This window comes from Delftia sp. DS1230 (genome assembly GCF_040112715.1).
GTDB lineage: Bacteria > Pseudomonadota > Gammaproteobacteria > Burkholderiales > Burkholderiaceae_C > Comamonas > Comamonas tsuruhatensis.
In genome coordinates, this window is sequence record NZ_CP157763.1 from 5,516,744 (window position 1) to 5,531,912 (window position 15,169).

General features: G+C 67.0%; 15 protein-coding genes. 9 read left to right on the top strand and 6 right to left on the bottom strand.

What is annotated here, in order from left to right; all coding sequences use genetic code 11:
* Nucleotide 1 precedes the first annotated feature (1 nt).
* Complete coding sequence (locus tag AAN986_RS24850; protein WP_349335734.1) at nt 2-1,015, bottom strand: SAM-dependent methyltransferase; 1,014 nt, start codon at nt 1,013-1,015, stop codon at nt 2-4.
* 116 nt (nt 1,016-1,131) lie between these two features.
* Here AAN986_RS24850 and AAN986_RS24855 point away from each other — a divergent pair, with 116 nt between their 5' ends.
* The 6 genes from AAN986_RS24855 to AAN986_RS24880 all read left to right on the top strand — a co-directional run bounded on the left by AAN986_RS24855 (nt 1,132) and on the right by AAN986_RS24880 (nt 4,899).
* A complete protein-coding gene (locus AAN986_RS24855) occupies nt 1,132-1,917 on the top strand; it encodes an SDR family oxidoreductase (protein WP_026062653.1) in 786 nt (261 codons plus the stop codon).
* Between the two features lie 42 nt (nt 1,918-1,959).
* Nucleotides 1,960-2,331 carry a dihydroneopterin aldolase gene (locus tag AAN986_RS24860; protein ID WP_016446516.1) on the top strand — a complete coding sequence of 124 codons (372 nt, stop codon included), beginning with the start codon at nt 1,960-1,962 and terminating at the stop codon, nt 2,329-2,331.
* Nucleotides 2,325-3,296, top strand: coding sequence for a tRNA 2-thiocytidine(32) synthetase TtcA (ttcA, locus tag AAN986_RS24865; RefSeq protein WP_016446517.1), 972 nt, complete (start codon nt 2,325-2,327; stop codon nt 3,294-3,296). Before AAN986_RS24860 ends, ttcA begins: the two co-directional genes overlap by 7 nt.
* A 77-nt stretch (nt 3,297-3,373) precedes the next feature.
* Nucleotides 3,374-4,072 (top strand): DUF4136 domain-containing protein, encoded by a 699-nt coding sequence (locus AAN986_RS24870; protein ID WP_016451861.1) that lies wholly within the window; start codon nt 3,374-3,376, stop codon nt 4,070-4,072.
* Nucleotides 4,073-4,219: 147 nt separating this feature from the next.
* Complete coding sequence (locus AAN986_RS24875) at nt 4,220-4,579, top strand: type II toxin-antitoxin system RelE/ParE family toxin (protein ID WP_047217758.1); 360 nt, start codon at nt 4,220-4,222, stop codon at nt 4,577-4,579.
* Nucleotides 4,576-4,899: a transcriptional regulator gene (locus AAN986_RS24880; RefSeq protein WP_012203174.1), complete on the top strand. Its 324-nt coding sequence runs from the start codon at nt 4,576-4,578 to the stop codon at nt 4,897-4,899. The genes AAN986_RS24875 and AAN986_RS24880 overlap by 4 nt, the downstream gene beginning before the upstream one ends.
* Before the next feature lie 27 nt (nt 4,900-4,926).
* Here AAN986_RS24880 and AAN986_RS24885 read toward each other — a convergent pair whose 3' ends face one another.
* From AAN986_RS24885 to AAN986_RS24900, 4 genes are read right to left on the bottom strand one after another with little or no spacing between them, the layout of a single operon-like run.
* Nucleotides 4,927-6,654: an ABC transporter ATP-binding protein gene (locus AAN986_RS24885; protein ID WP_047217759.1), complete on the bottom strand. Its 1,728-nt coding sequence runs from the start codon at nt 6,652-6,654 to the stop codon at nt 4,927-4,929.
* Nucleotides 6,651-7,589, bottom strand: a complete 939-nt coding sequence (locus AAN986_RS24890) for an ABC transporter permease (RefSeq protein WP_012203172.1) — start codon at nt 7,587-7,589, stop codon at nt 6,651-6,653. Before AAN986_RS24890 ends, AAN986_RS24885 begins: the two co-directional genes overlap by 4 nt.
* The gene (locus AAN986_RS24895) at nt 7,586-8,551 is read right to left on the bottom strand and encodes an ABC transporter permease (RefSeq protein ID WP_016446522.1); all 966 of its coding nucleotides are present in this window, start codon (nt 8,549-8,551) and stop codon (nt 7,586-7,588) included. Before AAN986_RS24895 ends, AAN986_RS24890 begins: the two co-directional genes overlap by 4 nt.
* Nucleotides 8,552-8,557: 6 nt before the next feature.
* A complete protein-coding gene (locus AAN986_RS24900) occupies nt 8,558-10,150 on the bottom strand; it encodes an ABC transporter substrate-binding protein (protein ID WP_349335506.1) in 1,593 nt (530 codons plus the stop codon).
* Nucleotides 10,151-10,505: 355 nt separating this feature from the next.
* Between AAN986_RS24900 and AAN986_RS24905 the strand changes: the two genes are divergently transcribed.
* Nucleotides 10,506-10,997 carry a DUF2501 domain-containing protein gene (locus AAN986_RS24905; protein WP_239973598.1) on the top strand — a complete coding sequence of 164 codons (492 nt, stop codon included), beginning with the start codon at nt 10,506-10,508 and terminating at the stop codon, nt 10,995-10,997.
* 204 nt (nt 10,998-11,201) lie between these two features.
* Complete coding sequence (locus tag AAN986_RS24910) at nt 11,202-11,843, top strand: histidine phosphatase family protein (protein WP_349335507.1); 642 nt, start codon at nt 11,202-11,204, stop codon at nt 11,841-11,843.
* 24 nt (nt 11,844-11,867) lie between these two features.
* Here AAN986_RS24910 and AAN986_RS24915 read toward each other — a convergent pair whose 3' ends face one another.
* Entirely contained in the window at nt 11,868-12,872 is a 1,005-nt protein-coding gene (locus tag AAN986_RS24915; protein WP_047217760.1) for a tripartite tricarboxylate transporter substrate-binding protein, read from the bottom strand.
* A 236-nt stretch (nt 12,873-13,108) separates the two neighbouring features.
* On the opposite strand from AAN986_RS24915, the gene AAN986_RS24920 reads away from it, so the two are divergent.
* Complete coding sequence (locus tag AAN986_RS24920; RefSeq protein ID WP_349335508.1) at nt 13,109-14,944, top strand: lysoplasmalogenase family protein; 1,836 nt, start codon at nt 13,109-13,111, stop codon at nt 14,942-14,944.
* Nucleotides 14,945-15,169: the final 225 nt, after the last annotated feature.

A 15,169-nucleotide genomic window follows, 5' to 3' on the forward strand; every position in this document is an offset into this window, starting at 1 on the left:
GCTACAGGCGGTGCGTGCGGTCGCCGCGCACAAAGCCCATGGCGTCCCAGGGCTCCACGCCCTTGGCCAGGCCGATGACCTTGAACAGCTCGCCCATCTCGTGCTCCATCATCAGCTTGGTGGCCATGGCGCGCGGGCCCTGGGCCAGGGCGTCGAGCTTGGGGCCCAGGCCGCAGTTGATGAGGAAATGGGCCTGCGAGGTATAGCCCAGCACCTCGAAGCCGGCCTCCTGCGCGGCCACGGCCGTGCCCGTGAAGTTCACATGGGCCGTGATGTCCTTGAGGCCGACATCGGCCAGCGGGTCGTCGTCCACCTTGTGCAGCCGGTGGCACACCAGGGTGCCCATGTGGCGCTGCGGGTGGAAATACTCGGATTCGCCAAAGCCGTAGTCGATGAAAAATGCCGCGCCGCGCGCCATGCGCTCGCCCAGCGTGCGAATGAAGGCCTCGCCCTGCGGGTGGATTTCGGTCAGGTAGTCGTGCTCGCCCTCGATGTCCATCGGCGGGCGCAGTGGCGTGGGCCTGTCTTCCCAGCCCAGGCTGCCGTCCGGCTGCAGCACCACGCCGCGCTCATGCCAGACACCTGCCTTGCGCACCAGCAGCTGCACGGGCATGGCATCCAGCACCTCGTTGCCGATGACCACGCCTTCGAGCCGCTCGGGCAGGGCATCGGCCCAGTGCACCAGGCTTTCGTACTTCACCAGCCTGAGCTGCTGTCGCGCACGCAGCGTGCCCGACAGGTCGACGATGGTGTAGCGGTCCGGCCGCACGCCCAGGGCCGCCAGCTCGTCCAGCACCTGCAGCGCCAGCGCGCCCGTGCCGGCGCCAAACTCCCAGACTTCGCGGGTGTGCGTGCGCTGCAGCGCCTCGGCCACCTGGGCGGCCAGCAGCTGGCCGAAGACCGGGGACATCTCGGGCGCGGTCACGAAATCGCTGCCCGACGATGGCATCAGCCCGAACTTGGCGGTGTCATTGGCGTAGTAGCCCAGGCCCGGCTCGTACAGCGCCAGGGCCATGAAACGGTCGAAAGCCAGCCATCCGCCCGAGGACGCAATCTCTTGCGCAATACGGGTTTGCAGGGCGGCCGTTAAAATTGAGGGTTCTGTCGTCACGATCCGTACATTGTCCTCGAATGTCCACACCTGCCCGAACACGCACAGTTTTGGTGACCGGCGCGGCCCGCCGCCTGGGGCGCGACATCGCGCTCGCGCTTGCCAGCGCCGGCTGGCAGGTGGCCGTGCACTACCGCGATTCCCACGACGAGGCGCTGGAGACGGCCGCCACCTGCGCTGAACTGGCCGGCGACAGCGCCGCCCTGGATGCCGATTTCTTCAACGAGGACTCGGTGCGCTCCCTGGTGCCGCGTGCCGTTGCGCACTTCGGCCACCTGGACGCCGTGGTCAACAACGCCTCTCTGTTCGAGCATGACGACGCCGGCAGCTTCAGCTACGTGGCCCTGGAAGCCCACCTGCGCAGCAACACCGGCGCGCCCATCCTGCTGGCCCAGGCGCTGCATGCCCATATCGAGGACCGCGTGGCGGCCGGCGAGGAGCATGCCAGCGGCGCCGTGATCAACATGCTGGACCAGAAGCTCTGGAACCAGAACCCCGATTTCCTCAGCTACACGCTGTCCAAGGCAGCGCTTGAGGCCGCAGGCACCATGCTGGCGCTGGCCCTGGCGCCGCGCGTGCGCGTGGTCGGCGTGGCCCCGGGCCTGACGCTGACCAGCCACATGCTGAGCCAGGAGCGCTTCGAGGCCCTGCACCGCCTCAGCCCGCTGGGCCGCTCGTCCAGCGCGGCCGACGTGGCCGCCACCGTGTGCTTTGCGCTGGACAACCAGTCCATCACGGGCACCACGCTGCTGGTCGATGGCGGCCAGCACCTGCAGCGCTTCGAGCGCGACTTTTCCATGATGTAGGCGCCTGCCCGCGCCCATCCCCACACTCCACGGCTTTTCCCCATGAACTCCGCCACCGGACAACAGATCCTGACGCTCACGGGTTTGCGTTTCGACGCCAACCTGGGCATCCTCGCCCACGAAAAACAGATGCCCCAGCCCATCCAGGTCGATGCCGAGCTGAGCCTGGGCACGCAGCCGCTGGCTCCGCGCGACGACGACATCCTGCATGTGCTGGACTACCGCAAGGTGCGCCAGATCATCATCGATGAATGCACGGCCGAGCATGTGAACCTGCTGGAGAGCCTGATCGGCAAGCTGGCCCAGCGCCTGATGCAGCTGCCCGGCGTGATGGGCGTGCGCGTGAAGATCGCCAAGCTCGAAATTTTTGACGACTGCGAAGTGGCCATTCGCGTCGAGACAGGACAATGGTGAACCCCATGAACGCAGTGACCGACAACCCCTGGCTGGCCGAAGAAGCCGCCGCCGACGCCCCCGCAGACACCGCAGGCGGCAACCGCATCAAGATCGAGCGCGAGCAGATCAAGCTCGAAAAGCGCCTGTGCCGCGAGGTGGGCCGCGCCATCACCGACTTCAACATGATCGAGGAAGGCGACAAGATCATGGTCTGCATGTCGGGTGGCAAGGACAGCTACACGATGCTGGACGTGCTGCGCAAGCTGCAAAAGCGCGCGCCCGTCAAATTCGAGCTGGTGGCCGTGAACCTCGACCAGAAGCAGCCCGGCTTCCCCGACCATGTGCTGCCCGAGTACTTCAAGAGCATCGGCGTGGACTACCACATCGAAACGCAGGACACCTACAGCGTGGTCAAGCGCGTCGTGCCCGAGGGCAAGACCACCTGCGGCCTGTGCTCTCGCCTGCGCCGCGCCATCCTGTACAAGGTGGCCGACGAGCTGGGCTGCACCAAGGTGGCCCTGGGCCACCACCGCGACGACATCGTGCAGACGCTGATGCTCAACATGTTCTACGGCGGCCGCATGAAGGGCATGCCCCCGAAGCTGGTCTCGGACGACGGCAAGCATGTGGTGATCCGCCCGCTGTGCTACGTGCCCGAGAAGGACACCGTGCGCTGGGCCCAGTACCAGAACTTCCCCATCATCCCCTGCAACCTCTGCGGCAGCCAGGACGGCCTGCAGCGCGTGGCCGTGGGCGAGCTGCTGCGCGAGTGGGACAAGAAATTCCCGGGCCGCGTGGAAAGCATGTTCCGCGCCATGGGCCACATCGTGACCACGCACATGATGGATCCCGAGCTGCACGACTTCAAGAACGCCAAGGCCACCGGCATTGCCGACCCCAACGGCGACATGGCCTTCGACCATGAAGAGATGCCAGTGTCCGCATCGCTGCCCGGTCTGCAGGTGGTACAACTGTCGTCCTGACGGCTGAACCTATAACAATCGCCCCACTCCAACCAAGGCCCGTGCAAACGGGCCTTTTTTCGACCAAGGAGTACACCATGAAGCTGCGCTGCATCCATGTCCTGGCCATCGTGGCCACGGCCTTGCTTACGGGCTGCGCCAGCGTGCGCGAAGTCCAGAGCACCGTCCAGAGCTATTCCACGCTGGGCGCCCTGCCCGCGCCGCCCACCTACCGCCTGGAGGTCCTGCCCTCGCAACGCGAGGCGCAGACGCATTTCGCTGCCATCGAATCCCAGGCCCAGCAGGCCCTGGGCCGCGTGGGCCTGCAGCGCGACGACTCCCGGGCCAGCCTGATCGTGCAGATCGGCGCCGACGCCCGCTATGCGCGCGACTACGCCGCCTGGCCCTACTACGACCGCTGGGGCGGCCCGCGCTGGGGTTGGGGCCTGGGCTACGGGCGCGGCTGGGGCATGGGCTTTGGCGGCAGCTTCATGTTCGACGGCCCGCCGCTGGAGTACTACCGCGCCGTCAGCATCGTGATGCGCAACGCCACCACGCAGCAGATCGTCTACGAGACCTCGGCCCAGCGCCAGGATGTGTGGACCGACGACCCGGCCATCTTCGGCATCCTGTTCGACGCCGCGCTCACCGGCTTCCCCAACCCGCCCAAGGGCTCGCGCGTGGTGCGCACCACCATCGGTCCGGTGCAGCAGGGTGGCGCGCCAGCGCAGCAGCCGGCCCAGGGGGCACCTGCGGCGCAGGCAGCACCGGCCACGCCACCAGCACCCGCCCGGTAAGCCATCGTGTCCTCAGAAGCAAAGGCCTGCATCCGCAGGCCTTTTTTGGGTCCATCGCTGTCATTCGTTCCTGGGAACATGAGAACGCTGTAGGTCATGTGGACAGCGCCTTGCAGCGTTGGTAACTCATAAGTTACCATCCAATCCATGCGAATCCAGCTCCAGGAGTACATCCGCGAAGACGGCAGCAGCGCGTACCAGACATGGTTCAACGGGCTGGATGGCCAGGCGGCCGCCAAGGTGGCCGTCGCCATGGCCCGCATGGAGTTGGGCAACACCTCCAATATCGAATGGTTCCGGGGTATTGGCGAATACAAGATCGACTGGGGCCCGGGCTACCGCATCTATCTCGCCAAGGACGGGGAAAGATTGATCATCCTGTTCGGGGGCAGCACGAAAAAGGGTCAGCAGAAGGCCATCGACGAAGCCGTGGCCCTGCACAGCGAATACAAGGCTCGCAAGAGGCAACGCCCCTCGGACAATGCCAAAAGAGGAACGAAGGCATGACGCTCACCCGCGATTTCAAACAAACGGTCATTCAGCGCATTGAGCGCGACCCTGCTTTCGCACAGGCGCTGCTTGATGAGGCGGCCACTCTTTTTCTGAGCGGTGAGCCAGAAACGGCACGCCTCGTCCTGCGCGATCTCGTCAACGCAACGGTGGGTTTCGAGACGCTGGCCGACCTCACGCACAAGCCGAGCAAGAGCCTGCACCGCATGCTTTCGCCGAAAGGCAACCCCAGCATGGACAATCTTGCCGCGATCTTTGCCGCCATCAAGAACTGGCTTCAGGTCCGGTTCGACGTGCGGGTCGTTGCCGCGACCTGAACGCCAGGCCATGACAGTGCACTTTGCTCAGTGCACATGCTCCATATCCGGCACGGCAGCCATCAGCGCGCGCGTGTACGGATGCTGCGGCGCATCGAGCACGGCGCCAGCCTCGCCGGTCTCGACCAGGCGGCCGCGCCGCATGACGCCGATGTCGTCGCACATGTGGCGGATCACGGCCAGGTTGTGGCTGATCAGCAGGTAGGTCAGGCCGAATTCCTCCTGCAGGTCGCGCATGAGGTTGAGCACCTGGGCCTGGACCGAGACGTCCAGCGCCGAGGTGGGTTCGTCGCAGATGATGAACTCGGGCCGGCTGGCCAGGGCGCGCGCAATGGCGATGCGCTGGCGCTGCCCGCCCGAGAACTGGTGCGGATACTTGCGCGCATCGTCGGGCTTCATGCGCACGCGGCGCAGCGCCTCCTGCACGCGCTCGGCCGTCTCGTCCTTGCCGGCCGTGAGGGCCAGCACCTGCAGGGGCTCGGCAATCAGTTCCTGCACGGTCCAGCGCGGGTTCAGGCTGGCATACGGGTCCTGGAAAATCATCTGGAAGCGCCGGCGCATGGCCACGGTCTGGGCGGCCGGGCTCCACTTGTCCACGCCGTCGAACAGCACGGTGCCGCTGGTGGGCGGCGTCAGCCCGGCCACCATGCGCGCCACCGTGGATTTGCCCGAGCCGGACTCACCGACCAGGCCGAAGGTGGAGCCCCTGCGGATGGAGAAGCCGACGCCGTCCGCGGCCTTGAGGATCTTTTTGTCCTCGCGCGCCAGCAGCCGGGCCAGCCAGCCGCTGGACAGGTCGAACTCCTTGCACAGATCCCTGACCTCCAGCAGGGCAGCCGCGGGCTCCTGCGCTCCGGCCCCGGGCTGCCAGGGCACGGCGGGCGCGGCCGGGCCGCCGCCCACCTCGGGCACGGGCAGGCGCTGCACGCGGTGGTGCACGCTGGGAATGGCGCCCATCAGCACCTGGGTGTAGGGCTGCTGCGGCGCGTCCAGCACCTGGCGCACGGGGCCGGTTTCCAGCACGCGGCCCTGGTACATGACCATGACGCGGTCGGCCGTCTCGGCGATCACGCCCATGTCGTGGGTGATCAGCATGGCGGCCGCGCCGCGCTCCTTGCACACGCGGCGCAGCAGGGCAATGATCTGCGCCTGCACGGACACGTCCAGCGCCGTGGTGGGCTCGTCGGCAATGATGAGTTCGGGCTCGGCGCACAGCGCCAGGGCGATGGCCACGCGCTGGCGCATGCCGCCCGAGAACTGGTGCGGATACTGGGCCATGCGCTCGCGCGCCTGCGGGATCTCCACCTCTTCGAGCAGGGCCAGCGCGCGCGCCTCGGCCTCCTTCTCGGAGACGGGCAGGTGCGTGCGGATGGTCTCCACCAGGTGCCGGCCCACGGTATAGACCGGGTTCAGGCTGGTCAGCGGGTCCTGGAAGATGGAGCCTATGCGCCGGCCGCGCATGCGCCGCAGGTCCTCGCCGCGCAGCGTGTCGATGCGCTCGCCGCGCAGCTGCACCGTGCCGGCCGAGATGCGGCCCGGCGGCTCGATCAGGCCGATCACGGCGGCGCCCGTCATGGACTTGCCCGCGCCAGACTCGCCGACCACGCCCAGGATCTCGCCGGGCGCAATGTCGAAGGACACATCGTCCAGCACCTGCACGGGGCCCTTGTAGGTGTCGAAGGTGACGGACAGGCCGCGAACGCTCAGCACCGCAGGCTGTGCGGGGGGCTGCCCGGATTGTTGTGTCGTGCTCATTGCAGCTTGGGGTTCAGTGCGTCGCGCAGCCAGTCGCCGACGAGGTTGACGGACAGCGCCAGCGCCAGCAGCACCAGCGAGGGGAACAGCAATATCCACCACTCGCCCGAGAACAGGAAGCCCTGGCCGATGCGGATCAGCGTGCCCAGCGAAGGCTGGGTGGGCGGCAGGCCCACGCCCAGGTAGGACAGCGTGGACTCGGCCACGATGGCATGCGCGAAGCTGATGGTGGCGATCACCAGGATGGGCGCCAGCAGGTTGGGCAGGATGTGGCGCACCAGGATGGCCACGCGGCTGCGGCCTATGAGCTGGGCCGCCAGCACGTAGTCCTTGTGCTTTTCCACCATCACCGCGCCGCGCACGGTGCGCGCGTACTGCACCCAGTCGGACAGGCCGATGGCCACGATGATCACGAAAACCGCCATGTCGTCGCGGTAGCCCTCGGGCAGCAGGCCGCGTGCGATGCCGAAGACCAGCAGCGCCACCAGGATCACGGGAAAGGTCAGCTGCACATCGGCGATGCGCATCATCAGCGTGTCGAACCAGCCGCCCGCATAGCCGCAGACCAGGCCCAGCGGCACGCCGATCAGCAGGGACAGCCCCACGGCCGACACGCCCACCAGCACCGACATGCGCAGCCCGTAGAGGATGGCGCTCCACACATCGCGGCCCTGGTCGTCCGATCCCAGCGCGTACAGCGTGCCGCTGGTGCCCGCCTGGCCCGGCGGCGTGAAGGCATCCATCAGGTCCAGATTGGCCGGATCGAAGGGGTTCTGCCACGCCAGCCAGGGCGACAGCAGCGTGGCCGCCACGATCAGCGCCAGCACCAGCGCCGCCGCCTGCACCAGGCGCGAGCGTGCAAACGCGCGCTTGACCGGCGAGTCGCTAGCGCGCCAGCCCGTGGGAGGGATTGCTTGTTTGGCGGAATCGGTCATCGGTTTCTCAAGCGGGGGTCCACGATCACGTACAGGAAATCGACGAGCAGGTTGATGCCCACGTACAGCAGCGCGATGAACATCAGGTAGGCGGCGATCAGCGGCACGTCCACGCCCTGGATGGAGGAGATGAACAGCAGGCCCACGCCGGGCCACTGGAACACGGTCTCGGTGACGATGGCAAAGGCGATCAGCGAGCCGATCTGCAGGCCCGCGATGGTGATCACGGGAATCAGGGTATTGCGCAGCGCATGGCCGAAGTACAGATCGCGCTCACGCAGCCCGCGCGCACGGCCGAAGCGCATGTAGTCGGCGCGCAGCACCTCCAGCATCTCGGCGCGCACCAGGCGCATGATCAGCGTCATGTTGTAGAAGCCCAGCGTGATGGCCGGCAGGATCAGCGCCGACCAGCCCGAAGCCGTCAGCAGCCCGGTCTCCCAGCCGCCCAGCTTCACCGTCTCGCCGCGCCCGAAGGACGGCAGCCAGCGCAGCTCCACGGCAAACAGGTAGATCAGGGCGATGCCGATCAGGAAGGTGGGCAGGGACACGCCCACCAGCGACACCGTCATGATCGAGCGGCTCAGCCAGCCCTCGCGCCGTATGGCCGTGTACACGCCCAGCGCCACGCCGATGACCAGGGCGAACAGCGCCGCCGTCATCGCCAGCTCCAGCGTGGCGGGCAGGCGCTCGGCAATGATCTCGGTCACGGGGCGCTTGAGCCGGTAGGAGATGCCCAGGTCGCCCTGCAGCACCTTGCCCACGTAAGCCAGGTACTGCAGCGGCACGGGCTTGTTGAAGCCCAGGCTTTCCGTCAGCGCCTCGCGCTCGGCAACCGTCGCGTCCTCGCCCAGCAGGCTGATCGTGGGATCGCCGATATGGCGGAACACCATGAACGAGACAAAGGAAACGGCCAGCAGGACCAGGGCGGACTGGCCCAGCCGGCGCAGCAGATGGACCAGCATCGGCGCTTACTTCTTCTCGAACTTGACGAACTTGAAGTGCAGCGCGTTGTCCGGGTGCACGGGCACATTGAGCCGGGGCACGGACGCGAAGTGGATCACCTGGTCATGCAGCGCAATGTAGAAGCGCTCCTTTTGCACGGTCTCCCAGATGCTCTTGATGGTGGCATCGCGCTTTGCCTTGTCGCTCTCCGAGGACAGGGACAGGATCTTGGCATCCACATCGGCATTGCTGTAGTGCGTCGCGTTCTGCGCGCCACGGCTGTCCTTGCCGCGCGTATGCACCAGGAAGTCGAAGATGTAGGCCGAGTCGTAGGTGGGCACGCCCCAGCCGTACAGGTAGAAGTCGCTGTCCGCCTTGGTCAGCGAGACGCTGTGCATGGCGATCGGCCGGGCCGAGACTTCGGTCTTGATGCCGATGCGGCCCAGGAAGCCTGCCACCGCCGTGGCAATGGCCTCGTCGTTCACATAGCGGTCGTTGGGCGTGTTCAGCGTGATGGTGAAGCCGTTGGGGTAGCCCGCCTCGGCCAGCAGTTGCTTGGCCTTGGCGGCATCCGCCTTGGGATAGGCCGCAAAGGCCTTGTCGTAGCCGTTGACGAACGACGGCGCGATCACGCCCGTGGGAATCGACAGGCCGCGCATCACCGAGCGCTTGATCGCATCGCGGTCGATGGCCAGCTCGATGGCCTGGCGCACCTTGGGATCGGCCAGCGGATTCTTGCCCTTGACGTTGCTGCTCTTGAGCTCGGCCGCACCCACGTTCAGGCCCAGGAAGATGGAGCGGTTCTCGGGGCCTTCATTGATGCGCAGGCGCTTGTCCTGCTTCAGGCGCGCCACGTCCTGCGCGGGAATGTCCTGGGCGAAATCCACCTCGCCCGACAGCAGGGCCGCCACGCGCGTGGCCGGCGACTTGATGGGCAGGTAGACCAGCTCGGTCACCTGCAGCGGGAACTGGCCCTTGCCCCAATAGTCGGGGTTGAGCTTCATCACCGTCCGGGAATCGACCTCGCGGCTGGCCAGCACATAGGCGCCCGTGCCGTTGGCCGCGCGCGTGGCGCCGTTCTCGGTCTTGCTGGCCGTGTCCTGCGTGGTCTCGGCGCCGTTGGCCTTGGACCACTTCTCGCTCATGATGAAGAGATTGGTCAGGTTGTCGGGGAAGATCAGGTTCGGGCCCTTGGTCTTCACCTGCACCGTGAGATCGTCCACGGCCTTGGCCTCCTCCATCGAGGACAGCAGGGACTTGACCTGGGCGTTCTCGCCCTTGGCGCGGTTCAGCGAGAAGACCACGTCGCGCGCCGTGAACGGCGTGCCGTCATGGAACTTGACGTTGGGGCGCAGCTTGAACTCCCAGACCGACGGGTCTGAGGTCATCTTCCACGAGGTGGCCAGCGTGGGCACCAGCTTGCCGTCGGCCGAGCGGATGACCAGGGTTTCGTAGATCTGGTGCAGCAGCACGAAATTGGTGCCCACGTTGAAGGCATGCGGGTCCAGCGAAGTCGGATCGGAGCCGCGCGCCCAGCGCACGGTCTCGGCCTGGGCCAGCACGGCCGAGGTCAACAGGCCTGCGGCCAGCAAAGAACTGCCCAGAATCTTCATGATCATTTGTCTGCTCCCCTGTGGATTGATTGGAAGGGCGGCGGTCATGCGACGCAGCAGCCCGGACGCCGCAAGAAGCGGGCCATATAGGTGCGCCCCACTGTAAATAACTTTTACAGCTTGTTGAATTGATTTTTATACTTAAAAGCCATTTCCAAATAACAAGACCGCCGCCTGCGGCCCGCCATTGGCGTGCGGCCATCATGGACAGGCCAACGGCTTTGACAGCTAGTGAAAACGCGAAAGACCGCCACGGCCTGCTCTGGCAAAGGTTTGCAATCGGGCACAGGTCTGCGCCGCACGGCGTGCTAATTTCAGGCCCTGTATCGAGCCTGCGGGTTGCCGCGGAAAGGAAGCATCCATGAAGACATCCATTGCCAGCGCACTACTGTGCGCCATGCTGGGCCTGGGCGCCCTGCCTGCCCAGGCGTCGGGCCTTGGCGACTCGCTGCGCCAGGCCTCGGGCCTTGGCGGTGAGAAGGCCGCCGCCAGCAGCGAAGGCGCCGGCTCCGGCCTCGGCGGCATGCTGGGTGCGGGCGCAGGCGGTGCGGGCGCGCTGTCCGCCCTGGGCCTGAGCCCCTCGGCCACGGCCGGCAATGCGGCAGGCGTCATCTCCTACTGCATGAAGAACAACTACCTCAATGCCGACAAGGCGGCCCAGGTCAAGGACCAGTTGCTGGGCAAGCTGGGCATGCAAAAGCAGGAAGAGCCCAAGGACACGGGATTCCAGAACGGCCTGGGCGGCTTGGTCACCGGCTCCAACGGCAAGAGCTTCAGCATCGACAAGCTCAAGGGCGACCTCAAGGAGAAGGCCTGCGATTTCGTGCTGGACAACGCTAAATCGCTGATCTGACCCCCTGAGCGGCTGCGCCGCTTCCCCCTTCTCGCTTCGCGGAGGGGGACGACGCCTTCGGCTGGGCGCCCCCGCCGCGAGGCGGCTCTTGCTCGGCGTCCCTGAGTTGGGCCGCGCCAGTTTCAACGGTGGCGCGCGATGCAGGCTTGCCTGGCTTGCGGGACAATGCCTGCTCCTTTTTGCAGCACCCCACGCCAGCCCCTCATGCAAGCCACGCGCATCATTGCCATCCGCCACGGAGAAACCGCCTGGAATGTGGACGCCCGCATCCAGGGCCATCTGGACATTCCTCTGAACGACATGGGACTTTGGCAGGCCGCCCAGGCCGGCAAGGCCCTGGCGGGCGAGCCGGTGGCCGCCATCTACAGCAGCGACCTTCTGCGTGCCTATGCCACGGCCGAGGCCGTGGCCGCGACCACGGGCGCATCGCTGACGGCCGACAAGGGCCTGCGCGAGCGCTGCTTCGGCAGCTTCGAGGGCCAGACCTTCAACGATATCGAGGCGTCCCACCCGGAGGATGCGCTGCGCTGGCGCAAGCGCGATCCCGAGTTCGTGCCCGCAGGCGGCGGCGAGTCGCTGCTGATGCTGCGCGACCGCATCTCGGCCACGGTGAACCGGCTGGCCAGTGGCCATCCCGGCGAGCAGATCGTGATCGTGGCGCATGGCGGCGTGATGGATGTGCTCTACCGCCTGGCCACGCACCAGGAAGTGCAGGCGCCGCGCACCTGGGCGCTGGGCAACGCGGCCATCAACCGCCTGCTGTGGACGCCCCAGGGCCTGGGCCTGGTTGGCTGGGGCGATGTGCAGCACCTGGAAGGCGGTGCGCGCGACGAGGTTTTCAGCTGAACTCCCGCACTGCAGCGCAGTCCCTCATTCCACCTGGATATTGGCGGACTTGACGATCTGCGTGTAGCTCGCCTTTTCCTTTTTCAGGAATTGGGCGAACGTGGCCGGCGTGCCCGAGCCGGGCGTGGCGCCGCTGTCCTGCAGGCGCTTGCGGACCTCGGGCAGCTTCAGCACCTCGGCCAGTTCGGCGGCCAGGCGGCTGACCACGGGTTCGGGCGTGCGGGCGGGGGCGAACAGGCCGGTCCAGGCTTCCAGCTCGAAGCCCTTGAGATCGGGCGCCTCCGCAAAGCTCATCACCTCGGGAATCACATCGATGCGCTGTGCCGAGGTCACGCCCACGCCTTCCAGCTTTTTCTGCTGCACCAGCGGCGTGGCGCCGGTGGTCATCAGAATGCCCAGATCGACCTGGCCGCCCATGACCTCGCTGGTGACCTGTGCCACGCCACGATAGGGCACATGGACCAGGCGGATGCGGGCACGCTCCTGCAGCCGCTCCATGGCCAGGTGCAGCACCGTGCCCACGCCCGGCGTGGCATAGGTCAGCGCGCCGGGCCGGGCGCGGGCCATGCTGATCAGCTCGTTGAGGTTGTGCACGGGCAGGCCAGGGCGGGCCACGATCACCATGGGCGCCACCGAAGTCAGGCCCACGGGAGCCAGATCACGCTCGGCGTCATAGCGCACGGAGGAGTTCACCAGTTGCGCAATGCTCACCGGCCCGTCAAAGCCCAGCAGCAGCGTGTAGCCATCGGCATGCGAGCGCGCCACCTTGCTCACGCCCAGCACGCCGCCGGAGGCCGGCACGTTGTCCACCACCACCGACTGGCGCAGCCGCGCACCCAGCTTTTCGGCCACCAGCCGCGCCGTGGCGTCCACATCGCTGCCCGCGCCGAAGGGCACGATCAGCGTGATGGGCCCGCCTGCCGGCCAGGGCTTGCCCGCGCCCGGCGCGGCATGGGCGGCGGGTGCAGCAGCAAGGGCCGCAGCCACTGAGGCTGCAGCCGATAGCAGGGAGCGTCGGGACAGGTGCATGGAGCGTGGGCATGCGCGGCGCATGCCGGCGAAGGCGGTGCGGGCTGGCAATGGCCTGCAGGGCAGGGACGGCCAGCGCGTGGAAAGCGGGCGATTCTGCCATAGGGCGCAATTTTCCTGCCACACGCTTGCCACGAAGCCCTATTTATTGCAATCCGTTTCAACCCTTGTGATTCCGTGTCCTAGGGTTCTCGCCTAAGGCGCTGCCCCGCCGCCATGCCCAGAATTGGCTGACCATGCTCTCACCCAGCCAAGTCATTGTCTTCGCCACGCCTGCCTTTTTGCTGCTGATCGCGCTGGAATGGGGCGTGAGCCTGTGGCGCGGGCGCAATGCCTACCGGCTGGCCGACGCCATCAGCTCCATCAGCCTGGGCATGCTCAGCCAGACCAGCGCCGTCTTCACCACGCTGCTGCGCGTGGGCCTGTACACGCTGGCCTTCGAGCACCTGGCGCTGTGGCGCAACGATGCCTTCTGGACCAGCATTCCCGGCTGGCTGCTGGCCCTGCTGTTCTACGACTTCTGCTACTACTGGCTTCACCGCATGGGCCACGAGGTGGCCGTGCTGTGGGCAGCCCACGCCGTGCACCACCAGAGCCAGGACTACAACCTGTCGACGGCGCTGCGCCAGACCAGCTCGGGCGCGCTGCTGGGCTGGCTGTTCTACCTTCCCATGGCGCTGGCCGGCGTGCCGCCGCTGGTGTTTGCCATCGTGGGCCTGATCGATCTGCTCTACCAGTTCTGGGTCCATACCGAGCAGGTGCGGCGCCTGGGCTGGTTCGACCGCTGGTTCTGCGCGCCCAGCAACCACCGCGTGCACCACGCCGTCAATGACTGCTACCTGGACAGGAACTACGGCGGCATCCTCATCGTCTGGGACCGCCTGTTCGGCACCTTCAAGCCCGAGGACGACAGCGAGCCCTGCGTCTACGGCACGCGCGGCCTGCTGCAAAGCTGGGATCCGCTGTGGGCCAACGCCGTGGTGTACCGGCAACTCATCCATGACAGCTGGCATGCGCGGCGCTGGGGCGACAAGCTGCGCGTCTGGCTCAAGCCGCCCGGGTGGCGCCCTGCCGACGTGGCGCAGCGCTTTCCCAGGCCGGCCTTCGACCTGGACGCGCACCGCGTGCTCTACGCACCCGACATGCAGCGCAGCCTGCGCTGGTTTGCGGGCCTGCAGTTCGTGGCGCTGATCGCCGGGGTGTCGCTGTTCCTGTGGCATGCCGACCAGTCCTCGACGGCGCGCAATGCGCTGTGGTTTGGCGTGCTGCTGGCCTGCCAGTGGGCACTGGGCGCGGCCATGCAGGGGCGCATCAGCCTGTGGGTGGCCCTGGCCATCGAGGCCGGCGCGCTGGCCACCGCCACCAGCGTGCTGGACATGCTGCACTGGCACTGGCTGTTCAAGCCGCTGGCCATGGTCTTTGCGCTGATCGCTGTCATGCAGATGTGGCGCGGCAGCGCGGCGTTCTCGGCGCTGGCGAAACCCGCGCGCGGCGCCTGCTGGCTGGCCGCGGCGCTGGCGGCCTCGATGGCGGGCGACGTGTTCCTGATGCTGCCCGATCTGTTCATCCCGGGCCTGGCCAGCTTCCTGCTCGCCCACCTGGCCTATATCGTGCTGCTGCGCCAGGATGCGCCCTGGTTTGCGCACCGGCCCTCGCTGGCCGCCACGCTGGCCCTGGGCGTTGCCATGTATGCCGTGCTCTGGCAGGGGGGGCTGCCCGCCGCGCTGCGCCTGCCCGTGGCCGCCTATGTGCTGGTCATTGCGCTGATGGCGGCCCAGGCCCTGGGCCGCGCCAGGCACCTGGGCGGCCAGCCCGCCTGGACCGTGGCCATCGGCGCCTGCTTCTTCATGGTCAGCGACTCGCTGCTGGCCATCAACCGCTTCGTGCAGCCTTTCGACGGGGCGCAAGCCGCCGTGCTGACCACCTACTACGCGGCGCAGTTGCTGATCGTGCAGGGCTGGCTGGCCCGTCGTGCAGCGGCATCAGGGTTGACCCCAGGCAGATCGCAAGGCACAATGGCGGGATCGCATTTTCAGGAGTCCTTCCGTGGACAGTGCCAGTTCAACCAGTGACAAACAGCGCGCCGCAATGGCTACGCTTCTGGCTGACTGACCGACTCCTGTGATGGGAGCGGCCATGTCGGCCGGCTTCTATCCATTGCTGCGTTTCCCCTTGGATCTTCGCGCCGCCCGGCGCTGCAGTTGCGCTTGGCATGCATCAGGTACGCCGCTCCTGCACCGAAGATTCCAATGGCTGTTGATCACTGATCGCGTGCCCGTGTGGCTGCCATCGAGCAG

Coding starts and splice junctions, on each gene's coding strand:
- AAN986_RS24850 (WP_349335734.1), bottom strand. CDS start 1,015: ATGGCCCTGGCGCTGTACGAGCCGGGCCTGGGCTACTACGCCAATGAC.
- AAN986_RS24855 (WP_026062653.1), top strand. CDS start 1,132: ATGTCCACACCTGCCCGAACACGCACAGTTTTGGTGACCGGCGCGGCC.
- AAN986_RS24860 (WP_016446516.1), top strand. CDS start 1,960: ATGAACTCCGCCACCGGACAACAGATCCTGACGCTCACGGGTTTGCGT.
- ttcA (WP_016446517.1), top strand. CDS start 2,325: ATGGTGAACCCCATGAACGCAGTGACCGACAACCCCTGGCTGGCCGAA.
- AAN986_RS24870 (WP_016451861.1), top strand. CDS start 3,374: ATGAAGCTGCGCTGCATCCATGTCCTGGCCATCGTGGCCACGGCCTTG.
- AAN986_RS24875 (WP_047217758.1), top strand. CDS start 4,220: ATGCGAATCCAGCTCCAGGAGTACATCCGCGAAGACGGCAGCAGCGCG.
- AAN986_RS24880 (WP_012203174.1), top strand. CDS start 4,576: ATGACGCTCACCCGCGATTTCAAACAAACGGTCATTCAGCGCATTGAG.
- AAN986_RS24885 (WP_047217759.1), bottom strand. CDS start 6,654: ATGAGCACGACACAACAATCCGGGCAGCCCCCCGCACAGCCTGCGGTG.
- AAN986_RS24890 (WP_012203172.1), bottom strand. CDS start 7,589: ATGACCGATTCCGCCAAACAAGCAATCCCTCCCACGGGCTGGCGCGCT.
- AAN986_RS24895 (WP_016446522.1), bottom strand. CDS start 8,551: ATGCTGGTCCATCTGCTGCGCCGGCTGGGCCAGTCCGCCCTGGTCCTG.
- AAN986_RS24900 (WP_349335506.1), bottom strand. CDS start 10,150: ATGATCATGAAGATTCTGGGCAGTTCTTTGCTGGCCGCAGGCCTGTTG.
- AAN986_RS24905 (WP_239973598.1), top strand. CDS start 10,506: ATGAAGACATCCATTGCCAGCGCACTACTGTGCGCCATGCTGGGCCTG.
- AAN986_RS24910 (WP_349335507.1), top strand. CDS start 11,202: ATGCAAGCCACGCGCATCATTGCCATCCGCCACGGAGAAACCGCCTGG.
- AAN986_RS24915 (WP_047217760.1), bottom strand. CDS start 12,872: ATGCACCTGTCCCGACGCTCCCTGCTATCGGCTGCAGCCTCAGTGGCT.
- AAN986_RS24920 (WP_349335508.1), top strand. CDS start 13,109: ATGCTCTCACCCAGCCAAGTCATTGTCTTCGCCACGCCTGCCTTTTTG.